This window comes from Rosenbergiella australiborealis (genome assembly GCF_018494035.1).
GTDB classification, from domain to species: Bacteria; Pseudomonadota; Gammaproteobacteria; order Enterobacterales; family Enterobacteriaceae; genus Rosenbergiella; species Rosenbergiella australiborealis.
The window spans coordinates 208,197-225,686 of record NZ_JABBFO010000003.1; the positions used below are offsets into that span (position 1 = coordinate 208,197).

Annotated in this window: 16 protein-coding genes; 10 read left to right on the forward strand and 6 right to left on the reverse strand. The window is 47.1% G+C overall.

The features are described from left to right. Window positions 1–49 precede the first annotated feature (49 nt). The 6 genes from HGT73_RS05755 (at window position 50) to HGT73_RS05780 (ending at window position 6,939) form a co-directional block, all read left to right on the forward strand. Complete coding sequence (locus tag HGT73_RS05755; RefSeq protein ID WP_214212734.1) at window positions 50–1,567, forward strand: amino acid ABC transporter permease/ATP-binding protein; 1,518 nt, start codon at window positions 50–52, stop codon at window positions 1,565–1,567. A gap of 13 nt (window positions 1,568–1,580) precedes the next feature. Beyond that, window positions 1,581–2,402 carry an ABC transporter substrate-binding protein gene (locus HGT73_RS05760; RefSeq protein ID WP_214212735.1) on the forward strand — a complete coding sequence of 274 codons (822 nt, stop codon included), beginning with the start codon at window positions 1,581–1,583 and terminating at the stop codon, window positions 2,400–2,402. A gap of 6 nt (window positions 2,403–2,408) precedes the next feature. Continuing rightward, complete coding sequence (locus HGT73_RS05765) at window positions 2,409–3,134, forward strand: class II aldolase and adducin N-terminal domain-containing protein (protein WP_214212706.1); 726 nt, start codon at window positions 2,409–2,411, stop codon at window positions 3,132–3,134. A gap of 19 nt (window positions 3,135–3,153) precedes the next feature. Further along, complete coding sequence (locus HGT73_RS05770) at window positions 3,154–4,116, forward strand: D-2-hydroxyacid dehydrogenase (protein WP_214212707.1); 963 nt, start codon at window positions 3,154–3,156, stop codon at window positions 4,114–4,116. An 80-nt stretch (window positions 4,117–4,196) separates the two neighbouring features. Further along, entirely contained in the window at window positions 4,197–5,744 is a 1,548-nt protein-coding gene (locus HGT73_RS05775) for an APC family permease (protein ID WP_214212708.1), read from the forward strand. A gap of 406 nt (window positions 5,745–6,150) precedes the next feature. Then, window positions 6,151–6,939, forward strand: a complete 789-nt coding sequence (locus HGT73_RS05780; RefSeq protein ID WP_214212709.1) for a formate/nitrite transporter family protein — start codon at window positions 6,151–6,153, stop codon at window positions 6,937–6,939. A 193-nt stretch (window positions 6,940–7,132) separates the two neighbouring features. Here HGT73_RS05780 and HGT73_RS05785 read toward each other — a convergent pair whose 3' ends face one another. The 5 genes from HGT73_RS05785 to HGT73_RS05805 all read right to left on the reverse strand — a co-directional run bounded on the left by HGT73_RS05785 (window position 7,133) and on the right by HGT73_RS05805 (window position 11,136). After that, the gene (locus tag HGT73_RS05785) at window positions 7,133–7,690 is read right to left on the reverse strand and encodes a hypothetical protein (RefSeq protein WP_214212710.1); all 558 of its coding nucleotides are present in this window, start codon (window positions 7,688–7,690) and stop codon (window positions 7,133–7,135) included. 2 nt (window positions 7,691–7,692) lie between these two features. Further along, complete coding sequence (locus tag HGT73_RS05790; RefSeq protein ID WP_214212711.1) at window positions 7,693–8,280, reverse strand: phosphoribosyltransferase; 588 nt, start codon at window positions 8,278–8,280, stop codon at window positions 7,693–7,695. Window positions 8,281–9,272: 992 nt separating this feature from the next. Then, entirely contained in the window at window positions 9,273–9,626 is a 354-nt protein-coding gene (locus tag HGT73_RS05795; RefSeq protein ID WP_214212712.1) for a PTS fructose-like transporter subunit IIB, read from the reverse strand. A gap of 102 nt (window positions 9,627–9,728) precedes the next feature. Continuing rightward, the gene (locus HGT73_RS05800; RefSeq protein WP_214212713.1) at window positions 9,729–10,043 is read right to left on the reverse strand and encodes a PTS fructose-like transporter subunit IIB; all 315 of its coding nucleotides are present in this window, start codon (window positions 10,041–10,043) and stop codon (window positions 9,729–9,731) included. Window positions 10,044–10,053: 10 nt separating this feature from the next. After that, complete coding sequence (locus tag HGT73_RS05805; protein ID WP_214212714.1) at window positions 10,054–11,136, reverse strand: PTS fructose transporter subunit EIIC; 1,083 nt, start codon at window positions 11,134–11,136, stop codon at window positions 10,054–10,056. A 307-nt stretch (window positions 11,137–11,443) separates the two neighbouring features. Here HGT73_RS05805 and ptsP point away from each other — a divergent pair, with 307 nt between their 5' ends. Then, complete coding sequence (gene ptsP, locus HGT73_RS05810; protein WP_214212715.1) at window positions 11,444–13,945, forward strand: phosphoenolpyruvate--protein phosphotransferase; 2,502 nt, start codon at window positions 11,444–11,446, stop codon at window positions 13,943–13,945. Between the two features lie 161 nt (window positions 13,946–14,106). On the opposite strand, the gene HGT73_RS05815 is transcribed toward ptsP, so the two are convergent. Beyond that, the gene (locus HGT73_RS05815; protein ID WP_214212716.1) at window positions 14,107–14,937 is read right to left on the reverse strand and encodes an AraC family transcriptional regulator; all 831 of its coding nucleotides are present in this window, start codon (window positions 14,935–14,937) and stop codon (window positions 14,107–14,109) included. A 158-nt stretch (window positions 14,938–15,095) separates the two neighbouring features. Between HGT73_RS05815 and HGT73_RS05820 the strand changes: the two genes are divergently transcribed. From HGT73_RS05820 to HGT73_RS05830, 3 genes are all read left to right on the forward strand, one after another. After that, window positions 15,096–15,863: a phytanoyl-CoA dioxygenase family protein gene (locus tag HGT73_RS05820; RefSeq protein WP_214212717.1), complete on the forward strand. Its 768-nt coding sequence runs from the start codon at window positions 15,096–15,098 to the stop codon at window positions 15,861–15,863. A gap of 453 nt (window positions 15,864–16,316) precedes the next feature. Further along, on the forward strand, window positions 16,317–16,805 hold the full coding sequence (locus HGT73_RS14990; protein WP_338111580.1) for a POTRA domain-containing protein: 489 nt from the start codon (window positions 16,317–16,319) through the stop codon (window positions 16,803–16,805). Window positions 16,806–16,984: 179 nt separating this feature from the next. Beyond that, on the forward strand, window positions 16,985–17,490 hold a 506-nt coding region (locus tag HGT73_RS05830; protein WP_214212718.1), incomplete at its 3' end, for a two-partner secretion domain-containing protein.

Genomic DNA, 17,490 nt, shown 5'->3' on the forward strand with positions numbered 1-17,490 from the left:
TATGTTTCGCGTAGTTGCTCACCGCACCTAACACTGAAGGAAATGAATGATGAGTTTTGACTGGAGTTATTTTTTTAGTTTGTTCAAAGACCGTGACTTTTGGTCCGCTACCTGGACAGTCGTCAGTTTAAGTGTGAGTGCGTGGATAATCAGTATTGTCTTCGGTTTTATTCTCGCTTTAGCGCGTCAACACAAACATCCGCTCTTACAGGGTATTGCGCGGGCCTATATTTGGTTCTTTCGCAGCTTACCGTTGTTAGTGCTGCTTATTTTCGTCTACAACTTGCCACAGGCGCTACCTTCGACGTCAGTTATCTTAAGTAATCCTTATTGGTCGGGATTAATTGCGCTGGTATTGAGTGAGAGTGCTTATATCGCTGAAATTCATCGCGGCGGTTTATTATCGATTCCTAAAGGGCAATACGAAGCGGGTAAGGCGCTGGGTCTGGGCTATCGGGTATTGCAGTATAAAGTTATTATTCCCCAAGCTATCCGTGTCGCCCTACCTGCGTTAGCGAATGAATTTATCTCTATCGTTAAGTTAACCTCGTTGGTTTCTGTGGTGTCGCTCACCGAGATTTTATTAGTGGGTCAACGTCTATACACCGAGAACTTTTTGGTGATGGAAACCATGTGTGCTGTGGCGATCTACTATATTTTGGTCGTGACAGTATTTGACACATTGTTAAAACGTTTAGAAGCCTGGTTAGATTTATCTGCGCGCCATAAACGTCCGCTTGTCGCGCCTAAACTCTATGAATTGGCCAATACCCCTCTTGCCAATGCCGATGTTAATCGCAGCTCGGCAACCTTTGCTCTGCAAGCCAAGCAGTTACACAAAGCCTTTAATAATGTTGAAGTGTTGGGCAGCATCTCGTTTGCCGTCACGCCGGGAGAAGTGGTCTCCCTTATCGGGCCCTCTGGGTCGGGCAAAACGACGCTTATCCGTCTACTGAATGGTATGGATAAACTCGATGGCGGGGAGGTCTGGCTTAATGATCAATCCTTTATTCGCTTAAACCGTAACACGGCCGGGAAAGAACGTTTTTATGAAAACAGCGCGTTAAGTCAGCAAATTGGGATGGTTTTCCAAGGGTTTAATTTATTCCCTCATCTAACGGTATTAGAGAATCTTTTATTAGCACCCACGTGGCATAAATTGGGCACCGCCGAACAACGCCAACATTTTGCTGCCGTCACATTGAATAAAGTGGGCATGCTGGATCATGCGAATAAATATCCGCACCAACTGTCGGGAGGGCAACAGCAACGGGTCGCTATTGCGCGAGCATTAATGATGAAACCACGCATTATGTTATTCGATGAACCAACCTCCGCCCTCGATCCTGAAAAAGTGACAGAAGTATTGAACGTTATTGAGCAACTGGCTCGTGAAGGGATCACGATGTTGATTGTCACTCATGAAATGAAGTTTGCCTTTAGTATCTCCGATCGCGTGTTATTTATGGAGCAAGGCCGCATTGTCTGCGATGACACGCCTGACGCGTTACGCAGTGGTAACCATCCGCGCATTATGCAATTTCTAAAAGATATTTCTTTTAACTAACGAGGTAACAATGATGAAAAAAACCCTAAAATTAGCCGTTATCAGTAGTGTTGCGATGTGGGTCAGTTTTAATGCCTCGGCAGAGTTTTTACAGCCCGCTAAGATCGTGGCAGGTTCTGATATTACCTTCGCACCTTATGAATATATGGACCAAGGAAAACCGGCAGGCTTTGATATTGAAATGCTTTCAGGTATTGCGAAACAACTTAATCGCCAAGTGGTGAGCGTTGATACGCGCTTTCCCAATTTGATCCCTGGTTTGCGGGGCAAACGTTTCGATGTCACGAACTCAGCCATGTACATCACGCCAGAAAGATTGAAAGTGATTGATATGGTGCCTTATCTGAAAACCGGACAACAGATTTTATCGCTCGCGAATGCCGCTTACCAACCGAAAACTCCGGCTGAATTCTGTGGCCATAAAGTAGGGACGATGGCGGGGTCTTCATTTCTACAACATTTACAAAATTTCTCTGATACGCAATGTGTGAAGCAAGGCAAACCGCCGATTCAGATCAGTGAATACCCAACCGATCCACAAACCACACAGGCACTCCTCTCGCACGCGGTAGATGCTCAGATTACTGATGTCGCCGTCGCGCAAGCGGCCGTGAAAAAACTACCGGGTAAAGTGACGGTAACCTCGACGCAATTACTCTATCCAGTGTTGATGGGTATTGGTGTAAGAAAGGATGCGCCAGATGTGAAGGCGGCGATTACCGATGGCCTAAATAAATTCCGTAAAACTCCTGAGTATCAACAGTTGTTTGCTCGTTATCACTTCACTGCCCCTACCGAGCAAGAAATTCAATCACTGTCCGCTTCAGCGGAATAGGGAAAGATGATGACTCACCTTGAATCTCAATTACGCAGCGATTTGGCTGCGTGTTTTCAAATGGTTGCCGAGTTGGGTATGCACGAAGCTGTGGCGAACCATTTTAGTGCAGCCGTTTCTGAAGATGGAAAAAAATTCCTTATTAATCCTAAATGGGTCCATTTCTCAAGGATTAAGCCGGAAGATTTATTGTTGTTAGATGCCGATAATCCAGAGGACGCTAAGCGTCCGGACGTCGATGCGACGGCATGGGCCATCCACGGTCAAATTCATCAGCGCCGCCCGGATATCCGGGCTGTTCTCCATTTACATCCTATCTATACCACGACGATTGCTTGCTTAGACGACCCGCGTATTCTGCCGATCGACCAAACTACCGCTCGCTACTTTAACCGTATGGCTTATGACGAGCAGTATGGTGGCATGGCTGATAGTGAGGCGGAAGGTGCAAGATTGGCGCAGTTACTCGGTCATCATCAACGTTTATTAATGGGAAATCATGGGGTGATGGTCACCGCTAAAACCATTGGTGAAGCCTTTGATGATATCTATACCCTTGAGCGGGCATGTACCTTTTTAGTCAAGGCTTACAGTACTGGGCGGCCTATCCGCGTATTAAACGATGATGTCGCAGAAAAAACAGCACGTGGCTGGGAGCAAATCACTGATTTTTCTCAAGCGCATTTTGAGGAGATGAAAAAATTACTCCTCGAACGCCAAGGTCGTTGTTAAACCCGGATCAGGAGATGAAATGACTTTATCTGCCGTTCTTATTGATGAAGAGCAACTATTTTGTAATGACGCCACTATGGCGCGGTTAGCCAGCGTGTTCAGTCGGTTTGACCGTTATCCGCAGACTGCCGATGAGCAGTGTGCTGAGCGATTAAAAGATGCCGAGGTGGTGATTACCAATGGAACGCCGCTGACGCGTGACACGCTGCAACAGGCGCCACACCTAAAATTGATTTTAATTGGTGGCACAGGCAGTGAGTATGTGGATTGCCAAGCGGCGAGTGAGTTAGGGATAGCGGTCTACAACTGCCAAGGTTATGGCATTGACTCATTAGCCCAACATACCTTTGCACTGATATTGGGACTGACTAACGGGCTTGTTAATTTTCAAACAACCCTGCACACCGATCGCTGGCAACGTGCCGGGACGTTTTGCTTATTAAGTGAAACTATTACTGAGCTGAGCGGTAAGCGATTATTAATTGTGGGTTACGGGGCGACAGGCCAACGAGTCGCTCAGCTTGCCACCGCTTTCGGTATGGAGGTGGTGCTAGCAGAATTACCTGGCCGCACGTTGCGTGCGGGCCGGGTAGCACTCGATGATGCTTTACCCACGGCTGATATCGTGAGTGTACACTGTCCATTGACAGCAGAAACCACCGAGTTATTTTCGGCATCACGACTCGCTTTAATGAAGCCATCCGCTTATTTAATTAATACGGCGCGTGGAGCGATTGTTGATGAAAATGCTTTGGCTACGGCGCTACAGCAAGGAAAACTGGCTGGCGCTGGCTTAGATGTGTTTTCCCAAGAGCCACTTCCTCAGGCTCATCCACTGCTTTGTCCCACGCTGGCACATAAGCTGATTCTTACTCCGCACGTTGCATGGGCGAGTGAAGAAGCGAGGCAGAAGATGGTCGATCAACTTATTGAAAATGTTGATCACTTCATTCATCAACGACCGCTTCGTCGAATAAATTAATTTTATTTAACGATTAAGTTGGCATAAAACCTGCTTTTTATCCTTTGGCAATAACCAATAATAAAAAGCAGGAGTATTTTATGGCAAAGGGTGAATTAAAGAAAAGATTGAGTCTTGTCGACCTTTCGTTACTCGGTATCGGCTCAATGATTGGCTCGGGTTGGCTGTATGCGGCCCTCAATAGTTCAGGTTATGCAGGAGGAAATACAGGCTGGGCATGGACACTTGGTGCGATTATCGTCTTATTAATTGGTCTGGTTTCGGCAGAACTGTCCGCTGCGATACCCCGCGCCGGGGGATTTGTTCGTTACCCTAACTATTCGCACGGTAATGTGGTGGGGTTTGTTATTGGTGTCAGTTCACTGTTGGCGTATACCAGTACGGCAGGTGTGGAAGTGGAAGCCGTAAGGCAGTATGCCCTCTATTGGTGGCCTGCACTGGGGCATACCGACGGTAGCCCTACAACGATGGGCTTTGCTGTACAGATCGGCTTGTTAGTGATGTTCTTTCTCCTTAACTACTGGAGTGTCAGTGTTTTTGGACGCGTCAATACCATCATTACCACGTTTAAATTTATTGTTCCTATTATCACCATTGTTACCCTCTTACTGTATTTCAACTCAGCAAACTTACAGGTTCCGCCAGCGCCCCCTGGTGGTGCACACGGGGTGTTTACCTCGCTTACCGGAGCCGGTATTGTGTTTGCTTATCTTGGTTTTCGACAAGCGGTGGATTTTGCTAGTGAGGCGAAAAATCCGCAACGAAATGTGCCGATTGCCATTGGTATTGCTATTGCGGTAAGTTTTGTCATCTATATTGCCTTGCAATATGCCTTTATGGGTGCCGTACCGAGCGATGTCCTCTCTGCACATGGTTGGGCAGGTCTTAAAGCGATTTTCCAATCACCGTATGCGGATCTTGCGCGTAGTTTAGGGCTGATGTGGTTAATTAATTTAATTTTAGTGGATGCGGTTATTTCGCCTGCCGGTACCGGTAATATCTATCTGGCCAGTGCGGCACGTGTGCTGTTTGCTTTAGCGCGTAATGGGCATCTTTGGAAAAGTGCGGGACATGTCGATGAAAAATCGGGGGTTCCTCGTGGTGCATTATGGTTAGCGTTAATTCTCTCAATAGCATGGACGTTGCCTTCTGAATTCCAAGTCTGGGGCGGATTAATTGGTGCAGTGACTTCTGCCACTGTATTTACCTACATGCCTGGCCCGGTGACTCTGGCCGCTTTTCGTACTCATCTTCCTGACTTACAAAGACCGTTTAGGTTACCGATTGCCGGATTGTTAAGTCCATTGTCCTTCGTCGCCAGTACCTTATTAATTTACTGGAGCGGCTGGACAGTTAATGAAATCCTTATCCCGATTTTTATCGTTGCCTGGGTAGGTTATGCCGTGTTGGGGAGAAATAATCCGACGCATAAGCAAGATATTGCCTGTAGCTGGTGGTTATTAGCCTACTATATTGCCATGCTGATTATCTCCAAACTGGGGACCTTTGACGGCCTGAATATACTAAGCAGTCCTTTGGATATGATCTTAGTCGCGGTGGTAGGGTTAGTTTGTTATTACTGGGGCGCGAAGACCAGTATTGCTAAACCAATTATTGCTGAAGAGTAAATCCAGGTAAGACCCAGAGCATTGTCTCTGGGTTTTTTTTATCTAATCTTCTTGTCACGCTGATTAGGGTGTTGAGCCCCTAAAAGTGATCGGAAAGCATCCAGCAGTGATTACACCGCCTCCGAGTCGATTAGCCTATGTGATAAATAGCTTCTTATAAACAATAAGTGTGTAGAGATGACTCTACAGGTCCAAGGTTATGCCGATTGCTGATAATTGCGGGTAGGTTTTATGTGATTGACCTAAAATATTACTAATGAATAGTTAAAAATTAATAATGTATTAATTGGCAATTAAGGCACTCAGGATTACTATCTGTCGTGTCGGTTGTCTGACAGCAGGCCAGTATTCTTAATGGCTTTCTTTTAACTCAAGCCTTTTTAGGTTTTAACATTAGTAGGTCATTATGTCATTGAGCACACCCAAAGAAGTCGCAGCGCTCGCTGTGCAGTCTGGCGTGAGTAAAAGTCACGCCTCGATAAGTCATTTACTCGTTTTAGGCTTTTTAGGTGGAGCATTTATTGCTATCGGTTTTCTGTTAGATCTCCATGTTGTCGCTCAATTACCGGCCGAATGGGGCTCTTTTGGTGGCTTGCTTGGGGCAATGGTCTTTCCCTTAGGACTGATTCTTACGGTACTGGCAGGGGCTGAATTACTGACCGGCAATATGATGGTGATGTCGATTGCTCTATTATCGAAAAAAATCAGTACCGCTGCGCTGCTGCGTAACTGGTTTTGGGTTACGCTCGCAAACTTTATCGGCAGCCTAGCCGTAGCTTGGTTTTTTGGCCATGTGCTGGGTATGACCGAAGGCGTTTTCTTAAAGAAAACCTTAGCGGTAGCGGCGGCAAAGACCAGTGCACCGTTTGCTCAAGCCTTTATCTCAGGCATCGGTTGTAACTGGTTGGTGTGTTTAGCGGTTTGGTTAGGACTGGCAGGCAAAGATGCGGCCGGAAAAATTATCGGTATCTGGTTCCCAGTTATGGCATTTGTGGCGATTGGTTTTCAGCACGTGGTCGCGAATATGTTTATTATCCCGGCGGCAATTTTTGCTGGTCAGGGTAACTGGGGGGATTATTTAGCCAATTTTGTCCCGGTATTTTTAGGTAACGCAGTAGGAGGCGGGATTTTTGTCGGCCTTATTTACTTCCTTGCTTACCGACCGGACAACACTTTAAATGGTGATGTTTGCTAAATCAGTTCGATTCCCCGGATAACGGCCGCTACCTTCTCAGGTACGGCCGTTATTGTTTTGTCTATAGAGCTGCGTTGAAGAGTCGATGGTTTAAAGGGAACTCAGCTCGGATGATACGATCTGAGCCATCGGCAAACATCACAAACTACTCATTTCTTTTTATTTATCGTTTACTTTTATTAAAACAAGAAAATCAAATGAGAGCCATTTGCTGATGCTTAAGAAGAGACAACTTTTCGGACAGCTTTATTTTTTCTTCAACTTTTTGGAGTGAAGTTGCTGACATATAGTTAATCAGATTATCCACATCTTTAGGCTCTTTAATAATGACAAATTCCTTTGTCTTATTGATGAACACCACTGAGTTTTTCTTTCGGGATAAAAGTTCAATGACGTTGCTTAACGTTCCTGGACTTTTAGTGTCCCACACCATAAGCCCATAATCTGCAGCTTCAGCCATCTTAATATCTTTTGCCGTAAAGAATGCACGAGTTCCGGGTGCGTGGGGTGTTTGTACCACGTTCACAGGCCACGAACCAAGATTGTTACGTGGTTTGGGTGAACTGCTAAACACCGTCGTTGCATTGCATCCCATATCTACCAGTTCTTGCTGAACCGAAGAATCAACGCCTGAGGCATCACCGACGATAATGTTAAAATTCTGGTCAACAATTTTTTTCAATCGCTCAACGATAAGCTGATCAAGTTTCTTTATGGTTATCGAGCCAGCAACGAAAACTGTTGTCGTCATGATTATCTCCAAGTCAGCACCGCTACATAGATTTTGTTGATTTTAGTATAACCTCGCAGGGCAGTTACCGCAGCTTCCATTGAAACGCCTGTATGGTAGAGATCGTCTATGATGAGCGCATTATACTTCCCACTGCTTGATATAAGATCCTGATAGGAAAACATATTGGCTACAGCGGTTTCTTTTTCAGCTTTGGTTTCCAGATCTTTTAGGGGCGTTCCGCCCGCCTTCTTAAGAAGTATGCCGTCAAAGCATCTCATTCCTCCACCCATTTTTATGGCAAGCGCAGAGGCTACCGCTGTAACGGGCTGTCTAGTTCTAGGTTCGGTCGCGGGCATAGGTATAATTAGCTGAATGTCCGTAAACAAAGGGACCGCATAGCGCAACAGGCACTCAGCCAACGAATCAACTTGGTTCCAGTCTCCCTGATATTTGAGTTGATATACGGCTTCACCTACTTCTGTACGCTCATTATGGAACTGTGGACGTCCATTATCATTATCATATAAATATGTGCTTTTTTTCATATGCTTATCCATTGCATATCCCGCATCCCAGTTGCCGGAAATTTGTTTGATATTTACATCCATACGTCATCCCTTATTGTAAATATAGAGTAAGAAGTCAATATACAATGATCAGTATCCCGCTGAAAGATTGAGCGTAACTATGGATCTATCAAAAAGCGTTGATGTGTAATGCTTATATATTAACTATTCCGCAGTTTTGGTATTTTTTCTGGGTGTAGGGGCGGGCAGGATGGGTTTTTTACCGAATCTGAGTGAGCTGCAAAGGAAAATCGACTCGCGGTATTTTCTAAGCAAAGTACAATCGCTAAATAGCTGCATGGAATAGTCGATTACTTGAAGGCAACTTAGCCCAGTTTGTACGATCTGACCAATCGCCAAACATCACAAACCAAACCGGATTGAGCGGTGCCGATCATAACACCCTGCGCCGTTTCAAACGACGTCTGATGCAGAACTATCAGTAACCGGTGATAAATATTATGCCTGCAGGCTTACAGCTATGCTGATGCTGCATCGAAGTGACAGTGTCAACGATACCGTCAGAATACTCTGCTGTGCCTGTTAATCCGTCGCTATCCTTTTGAGCATATCTACATGTTATTAGTGAGCGTGTAAAAAATAGCACTCACACTGGAGTAGAAAATTTATGACAATAAAAATCAATGAGATAGCAGGATTCTGTGGTGCAGAGCATCCGGTCTTTTATGAAGATAAAAGGGATATTCACCTCAACCCTAAAATTGGTGCAGACGGGTAGTTCCGCGGCCAACAACCGCACAGAATGAAAAATATTATCGAGTCGTAGCGCTGCACAGTGTACGGGTAGCGTCAGTGACATTGTGGTGGTGGCAGTAAGCGTCGGGCACCGTTCATCGGGCCGCTGAAGCGGCTTAAAGCGACGTGCCGGTGGGTAAAAGCCCTCATACTGAGCATTGATAATGCCATCACCCCCCAAGCGTGAAACACAGTGCTGCCTAAAAGGTCACCCGGCGTTCAGCGTGATTTGGTCTCTCCACTGTGGGTTAACGTTGTTGAGCGCCTGCGCCAGGTCTTTACGACACAATAACTCGCGTTTTCTCTGGTGCGTAAAGCAGTTTGCGTACCGCATTAACGACCTTCGTCGGATCGCTAAGAAAAAGGGTGGTGCGTGAGGTAACACAACGACTCTGACCAAAACGTTCAGCGCCATTCAATTCGATGTCAGTGATAAGCAGCACCACTTCTGCATGGCGAATCCGTTGATCAGTCAGGGGATTATCAATACCCAGTGCGCCTTGTGTTTCAATCTGAATTGACCAGTTTTCCTGCTGGCAAATTTTTTCTAACCGTTCGGCAGCCATATAGGTATGGGCAACGCCACTGACACAGGCGGTCACCGCGACTAAATTCCGTTCAGTGCTAGACATAATGTTCTCCAATCCCCGCGAGGGTTGACCACAATAACCGATTGCACGCAGTTGGGGGGCAAACTCATACCTAGGCTTGTCAGCCTCCCCAATCAGTGTGGATCATTGTGTTAGGTGAGTCTCAATCTTATTCATAATAGCCTCTGCACGTTTCACCGCATCGCTGATATTCACGCGAACAATTGTTTTACCGCTAAACCGTTCCTCATGTTGGATTCCGATATCTTTAGTTAAGATCACCATATCCGCATCACGAACATCATCGGCATTCAGCACATTTTCCTGTCCGAGTGATCCTTGCGTTTCAACTTTAACCTGCCAGCCACGAGCTTTAGCCGCTTGTTCTAAGGCTTCCGCAGCCATGTAGGTGTGTGCAACCCCTGAAGGGCAAGCGGTTACCGCGATTATTTTTGTCATTATTGATTCCTCATGAGTGTATTTCAAAGTCAAGGTCCAACTCGTCTTCCGCTTTCGGCGTCGCAGAGTCGGTCTTTCGGCCAATACTTTTCAATAAATTAACGCTAATTGCCGTCACGATCATGCCGGTGAGAATCGCCAACAAGAAACCGAATTTTCCGTTAACTACGGGAAGAACAATCAATCCGCCCCAGCCTGCATAACATTCCGCACCGGTGATTGCCGCGACGACTGCACCAGAGGCGGAACCGAGCATAATGGAGGGAATTACCCTTAAAGGATCACTGGCAGCGAAGGGTATTGCGCCTTCTGTTACCCCGACACAGCCCATTACTAGAGCAGCCTTACCAGCTTCCCGGTCCTCGGCTGAGAAGTGACGACGATTGATGAGCGTGGCTAGCCCGAGCCCGAGAGGGGGAACACAAATACTTACGGAGGCAATGGCCACAACGTGATAGACGCCCTGTGCGACGCAGATCAACATGAAGGCATAGGCGACTTTATTGATGGGGCCACCCATATCAAAAGCCATCATCATGCCCATAATAATGGCGAGAAATATAATACTGCCTTGTTGCATTCCCTGTAGCCATAGGGTCAAACTTTTGGTGAGTAATCCAATGGGTTCACCTAGCCCCCACATCATAATCCCTGCGGTGATAAGTGTGCCGAATACTGGGATAATAAAGATGGGCATCACCGAGCGGAGCACTTTATGGACGGGTATTTTTTTGAGATAAAACACCACAATGCCGCCGATAATACCGGCCAGTAATGCGCCGAAGAATCCTGCGCCGAAGCCGTTACCCACCCAAGCACCGATCGCGCAAGGAGCCAGTGCCGAACGTTCTGAAATAGAATAACCAATATAGGCGGCAAGGAACGGTACCATTAACGTTAAGCCAGCAACGCCAATATCGAACAGTTTTTTCAGATTGGCAGCGGTATCTGGATTTGGCACGCCCCCTTTTCCATATAACATCACCGAAACTGCCAGCAAAATCCCGCCGGAGACGACAAATGGGATCATATAGGAGACACCGGTCATCAGGTGTTGCCGAATATTTTTTAGTATTAGTGCGATGTCGCTCATAAGCGATTCCCCTCTAGGTAATGCCAGCGTTAAAGACTGAATAAGGCAACAATAGAGAATCCCCAACGTACCAGACAGGGGACAAAACAGGGATTTGCTGGATTTTTGTAGACTCTCCTCGGAAATGAGAGGGAATTCAAAATTAATCATAATGATTAACAAATAAAAAACACATTTAACATGTGAGGTACATCTCGATTTGTGACACTGCATACAATTGTCCAGTATTTGGCAGCTTTGTGAGATAGCTGAGCGAGCGGGTGTTCCCTATGCTTTGCGAACTATCTGTATTTAGGGGAGAAGGGCCATGACAATCAAAATTGAATTTACCTGTGTGCTATCAGAGGGAGTCCATGCCCGTCCGGCGAGCCTGATCGAAGCTATCTGTAATCGTTTTCGCTCAGAGATACAGTGGCATAATGCGCGTAATGGACGCAGTGGGAATGCAAAAAGCGCGTTATCTCTGATAGGAACCTATACCCTTATGGGAGACTCCTGTTGTCTGGTGTTAACGGGTGATGACGAAGCGCAAGCCCATCAAGAACTCTCTGACTGGTTACAGGATGAGTTCCCGCGTTGTGATACGCCATTGAGCGCGCAGTCTTTACCCCAACAGCATCCTCTACCGGAATCGCTGCGCCGCCTCAATCCCTGTTGTGTTGCTGGCCAAGTGGTGAGCCAGGGATGCAGCAGTGGGCGCTTAATCCCGCTGGCTGCTTTTGATTTTGATAAGCCAAGCGGGTTACCTGAGAAGGGGCCGCTAGAGGTGGAACGCACCAACCTGCAGCAGGGATTAGCCAGACTTGTGAAAACCTTACAGTTACAGCGATTGGATAACGAAGAAACGGCTACAGCCGTGCTCGATGCCCACCTCTCATTGGCCAGCGATCGCTTATGGCACCAATATTTGACAGAAAGCGTTGAGCAAGGGAAAAGCTGTGCAGACGCGATTGTGCAAACTACACGTCATTTTACACAGCAATTTTCTGCTTCTGACAGTGACTACCTGCGTGAACGTGTGCTGGATATTCGTGATATCGGTTTTCGTCTATTACAGGAAATCTATGGGGAGACCTGCTTCCCCTCGGCCGGTCAATTGACTGAACCTACCATTTGTTTATGCGAAGAGTTAACGCCGGGACAGTTTCTCGCGTTAGATAAAACACAGCTGAAAGGACTGGTGCTGCGAAGTGCGGGGACGACCTCCCATACGGTGATCCTCGCTCGTTCCTTTAATATACCTGCGCTGGTCGGGGTTGACACCGATGCGCTGGTGGAAAAATTGCATACCGAAGTGTATCTCGATGCGAATGCGGGTGTACTGATTACCGATCCGACAGAGGCGATCCACCGTTATTATCGTCAGGAAGCACGAGTCGCCGCGTTGCTCCATGAACAGCATAGTATCTGGCGAGATCGCCCGGCCTGCACGGCGGATGGTCGGCATATTGATATTGCAGCCAATATAGCCCTACCGATCGAGGCGGCAGGAGCCTTCGATAACGGTGCTGAATCGATAGGATTATTTCGTACTGAGATGCTATATATGGATCGTCATAGCGCACCGAGTGAAAGTGAGCTCTATGCTATTTTCTGTGATGCACTGGGCCCGGCGGGTGATCGAAGCATCATCATCAGGACAATGGATATCGGTGGCGATAAACCGGTTCCTTATCTCAATATTCCCCCCGAAAATAATCCTTTCTTGGGCTATCGCGCAGTGCGGATTTACCCGGAGTATCAGGCGCTCTTTACCACACAGTTACGGGCGATCCTTAGAGCGTCAGCACACGGCAACTTGAAAATCATGATCCCCATGATCGCTTCATTGGAAGAAATTTTATGGGTTAAAGATAAGCTTCAGGAAGTGAAGCAGCAACTGCGTGAAGATAAAATCCCTTTCGATGAGTCCATTTCTCTGGGGATCATGCTGGAAGTCCCTTCGGTTATGTTCATCATCGATCAGTGTTGTGAGGAGGTCGATTTTTTCAGTATCGGCAGTAACGACCTCACGCAATATCTGATGGCTGTCGACCGTGATAATACTCGGGTTGAGCATTTATATAACAGCTTGAACCCGGCATTTTTGCGCGCCCTCGATTTTGTAATTCAAGCCGTACACCGTCATGGAAAATGGATGGGTTTATGTGGTGAACTCGGTGGTAAAACATCCGTACTACCGCTATTGGTCGGATTGGGATTGGACGAGATCAGTATGAGTGCTCCTGCGATCCCGGCAATCAAGTCGGCGCTTTCACAATTAGAGTATGAGGGCTGCCGTCAGTTGGTGAATCAGGTAATGAATTGCCGGACACCGCTGCAAGTGAGTCACCTGTTGGCACAGTTCAGAATGCGTCAACATGATGCGCCGCTGATTACCGCAGAATGTATTGCGCTGGACAGTGATTGGCAAAGTAAAGAAGAGGTGATGAAAGGGATGACTGACAATCTATTACTGGCCGGTCGTTGTCGGCATCCACGCAATTTAGAAGCCGATTTATGGGCGCGAGAGGCGGTGTTCTCGACGGGGCTGGGATTTAGTTTTGCCATTCCCCATAGTAAATCGGAGCATATTGAACAGTCGACCATCAGTGTCGCTCGATTACGTGAACCGGTAGCCTGGGGGGAAGATCAGGCACAGTTTATCATTATGTTAACGCTAAATAAGCATGAGGCGGGAGATCAGCATATGCGTATATTTTCACGTCTTGCCCGGCGAATTATGCATAACGAGTTTCGCGATAAGCTCAACCAAGCCGAATCGGCGACTTGTATCGCTCAGCTTTTACAAGAGGAGTTGGCAGTCTGACTAAGAGTGCAGGGTAGCCGGAAGTCGGTTACCCTGCGTTTTTTCTACACCGAGAGAACATTCCCCCGTCTTTGCTCGCGTTCAGTGCTTTGTCCATCCTGACCCATTCTGTATTGTCTCCCTTAACGATGTGACCAACTAGTCACTTTGTCTTTTTAGGGCTAGCGCGTGCGACAATGGCGTCGGTATTCGGAAGGGGAGCGCGCAGTATGTTTACGAAACAATCGACAGAAATAGTTACTGTCCTCAAAACCACATTGATGGGCGATTTCTTTGATTTTTAGCTCGTATCCGCGCAACATTTTTTTCGCCAACTCCAGTCGTACCGCTGTGAGGTAGTCATTAAAGCCCATCGATCCCGCTTTCTGAAACAGATGAGAGAGGTAGTTGGGCGTGATATGAAACTGCTTCGCCACACTGTCACGATTCAAGGGTCGAAAAGCATTCTCATCAATATAGTCTTTGATTGCCACGTAAAGCGCTTTACTTTTAGTCAGGGTATCGGCCAGATGCGTGAGTTGGTCAATACAGTGGCTGAGTAAGCCGCTTAGGACAATTTGTGCAGTTGGCATCATAGGGGCTATAGCCAGTTCATTGAGGGCCATAAGCAGATAGGAGCCGGTGCGTGGGCCTAATCTGGCGACATGCTGCTTGTGTTGGCTTATCAGTGTCTGCCCATCCCAATGTTGCAGGCTAAAGCCCAGTTTTTGTTTGCTAAATAATATACTTAAAGTGGTTGCAGGCCCCTCCCACTGCGGCTGGTTCCATTTATCAGCGGGAATATACAAGATGGCCGGTGACAGTAAGCGCGGCTGATCCGGCGGTAAGCAACGATCAATAACCGTACCGTCCAACACAATTTCTAAGCGCGGAAAAGGCACACGTAACGCCAGGCTATCGGTAGGCGGTGAATGGGCAGGGAAATACACATTGATAGTGGATTGTTGGTTGACCAATTGCTCAAGAAGCGCGACAAGATTGAACTCAGGCATAGTAACTCCCTTATTATTATTCTGGATTTTGCGTCGTCTCACACTTCTTGCGGGCAGACACAATAATCCAGTGTTGTGTAGCTATCTCATACAGAATATTAACGAGAATTACAGTAATTTTCTTATATGTTGTGAAATAGTTAACAAAAGAGGTCGATATGCAAAATCAATCTGCGATATGGCTGGACGCGCTTGGGGCGAATGCTGCACTGACAGACACCATGAAACATGAGTTAGATACATTGGGTTACACCATCGTTGAAGGTGTGGCTGATGCGGATTGGTTAGCCGCGATGCGTGAACGTATTGATTATTTGGTGGAGCAGGAAGGGGACCAGCTGGCGATCGAGCACCATCAGGAAGCGACCGCAACGCGGGTGGCTAATCTGGTAAATAAAGGCGTGATTTGGGAAAAGGTCTGGTGCCATCCACTGATTTTGTCAGCTTGCCGGTATGTGTTTCAAGGCGACTTTAAAGTTTCCAGCCTTAATGCACGTGAGGCGCTGTACAATGGGGGCTTACAACCTTTGCATGCCGATTGGAAAAAACCTCGTCCGGATTTTCCTAAGGTACATCTCGTTAATACCATTTGGGCGCTCGATGATGTGTGTGCTGATAACGGAGCGCCGCGTATTATCCCTGCGACGCATCTACGCCCCGAATTACCCGAGGATATACTGGCCGATACTCATGCCACGCACCCGGATGAAGTCATTTTTACCGCTCCGGCGGGCAGTGTGATGATCTACAATGCCCACACGTGGCATGGCGGCACAACCAATACCAACGGTGCCCGCCGGCGTGTGTTACATGGCTTATATATTGACCGTGCAGATACGGCACAACAAGATCAACAGCGATGGCTAACACCCGAGACGGCAAGCCGTCTGACGCCTGCTCAAAAGTGGTTATTGGATGTGGTCTAAGACCCATAGTGATCCGCAGCGATATGCTGCGGATCAGCTTCTCCTGCTTTGGCATAAGCAGAGATCTTGGGGATCCGTTAACGCTTAAATCATTTTCAGATAGGATTTTTAAAGTGTTAATTATTAAGCGGTTTTCTAAGAAAAATAAGGCGTTGTGCATCTAAAAATATTTCATGCAACACTCTGGAAAATATCTATCACCGTTAACAGAACTACTCAATATAAGGTTATTACCTGAATCATTCTCTATGTGATGGAATATCTGAAATAGGCTAGGAATGTTCTTGAGTATTCTTGTGATATAACGCAAAGAATTGCGTGAAATCACTCAATTTTCTGAAATAGTACTGTATTTGCCCCATATTCGATTGCTAGTGTTGTGGATAAAATTTAATCAGTGCTCGCACCAACGTGTAACAGGATCGTTACGCGCTAAATCTGAAAGGGACTCTTGTGGTATACAACCTCTCTTATCCTCGACGTCGGCTGTTACTGGCGCGATGGCCACTCTCATTAACGGCACAGAGTAAGGCGTCAACGTCTTCCCTCGATCGTGGATCTCTGCTGATCGGCCAACAAAGGCAGGCGCCTTCTCTGCTAGAGCGTGATCAGGCGCTTATTGATCAGCAAAACCAGCAACCAGCACTGGAACAACGCCTCGCATTACCGGAACCGACTATTCGCTTATCACTCGCTAATCACTCTGCGCAGCAACAAGGGTTTCCTCAAGAAAATCCTTGTTTCCCACTAACAACTATCACGCTCTCTGGGGGCGATGCATTCCCACGATGGCTTCAACTTCAACGTATCGCCAATACCGCAGCGGGGCAGTGCTTGGGAAGCCAAGGGATTAACCTATTAATACGTCGCTTACAAAATCGGCTGCTGGATCAGGGTTATCTAACAACGCGGGTTCTGGCCCCAGAGCAAGATCTCACCTAGGGGTTCTACTCAACTACTGGGACATCATCTTGCCGGAAGCGTGTTAGGTGTTCGAGGACAAGTGTTATCAACGGCGTATGACACCTTTATCGGTGTTCCTTTATCAGCCCCGCCAGGTTTTAGGCAAGACCCCGTCACCTTTGGCTTTACGGTAAATTGGGTTTATTGAGGATTCAAGGATGAATAAAAATTGCTATCGCATTATTTTCAATCGAGCCAGAGGGATGCTGATGGTTGTCGCCGATATTACGATGGCCGCTCATGCACTGACGGCACCTTGTGCGCGACAAAAACGCCCTGTTTCATCGGCCTCTTTTCGCCTCACTCGACTCAGTTTCGGGTTACTGCTGGCCGTTGGCGGTATCAGTTTCCCCGTGCATGCAAAAATTATTGCCGACCCGCAAGCATCATCCGCTCAACAACCGAGCGTCTTGCAGACGGCGAATGGTATTGAGCAGATTAATATTCAGCCGCCAAGTGCCGCGGGGGTCTCGCATAATAAATATGTGCAGTTTGATGTCGAGGATCGTGGCGCAATTTTAAATAATGGGCGTACGCACAGCCAGACTGAGCTTGCCGGCTATGTGGCAGCCAATCCCTATCTCGCAAAAGGGGAGGCTAAGGTTATCCTTAATGAAGTCAATAGTCGTGACCCCTCGCGGCTAAACGGTATGTTGGAGGTAGC

Excerpts from the sequence above, each read along its gene's own strand:
- HGT73_RS05755 (WP_214212734.1), top strand. The coding sequence starts at position 50 with ATGAGTTTTGACTGGAGTTATTTTTTTAGTTTGTTCAAAGACCGTGAC.
- HGT73_RS05760 (WP_214212735.1), top strand. The coding sequence starts at position 1,581 with ATGAAAAAAACCCTAAAATTAGCCGTTATCAGTAGTGTTGCGATGTGG.
- HGT73_RS05765 (WP_214212706.1), top strand. The coding sequence starts at position 2,409 with ATGATGACTCACCTTGAATCTCAATTACGCAGCGATTTGGCTGCGTGT.
- HGT73_RS05770 (WP_214212707.1), top strand. The coding sequence starts at position 3,154 with ATGACTTTATCTGCCGTTCTTATTGATGAAGAGCAACTATTTTGTAAT.
- HGT73_RS05775 (WP_214212708.1), top strand. The coding sequence starts at position 4,197 with ATGGCAAAGGGTGAATTAAAGAAAAGATTGAGTCTTGTCGACCTTTCG.
- HGT73_RS05780 (WP_214212709.1), top strand. The coding sequence starts at position 6,151 with ATGTCATTGAGCACACCCAAAGAAGTCGCAGCGCTCGCTGTGCAGTCT.
- HGT73_RS05785 (WP_214212710.1), bottom strand. The coding sequence starts at position 7,690 with ATGACGACAACAGTTTTCGTTGCTGGCTCGATAACCATAAAGAAACTT.
- HGT73_RS05790 (WP_214212711.1), bottom strand. The coding sequence starts at position 8,280 with ATGGATGTAAATATCAAACAAATTTCCGGCAACTGGGATGCGGGATAT.
- HGT73_RS05795 (WP_214212712.1), bottom strand. The coding sequence starts at position 9,626 with ATGTCTAGCACTGAACGGAATTTAGTCGCGGTGACCGCCTGTGTCAGT.
- HGT73_RS05800 (WP_214212713.1), bottom strand. The coding sequence starts at position 10,043 with ATGACAAAAATAATCGCGGTAACCGCTTGCCCTTCAGGGGTTGCACAC.
- HGT73_RS05805 (WP_214212714.1), bottom strand. The coding sequence starts at position 11,136 with ATGAGCGACATCGCACTAATACTAAAAAATATTCGGCAACACCTGATG.
- ptsP (WP_214212715.1), top strand. The coding sequence starts at position 11,444 with ATGACAATCAAAATTGAATTTACCTGTGTGCTATCAGAGGGAGTCCAT.
- HGT73_RS05815 (WP_214212716.1), bottom strand. The coding sequence starts at position 14,937 with ATGCCTGAGTTCAATCTTGTCGCGCTTCTTGAGCAATTGGTCAACCAA.
- HGT73_RS05820 (WP_214212717.1), top strand. The coding sequence starts at position 15,096 with ATGCAAAATCAATCTGCGATATGGCTGGACGCGCTTGGGGCGAATGCT.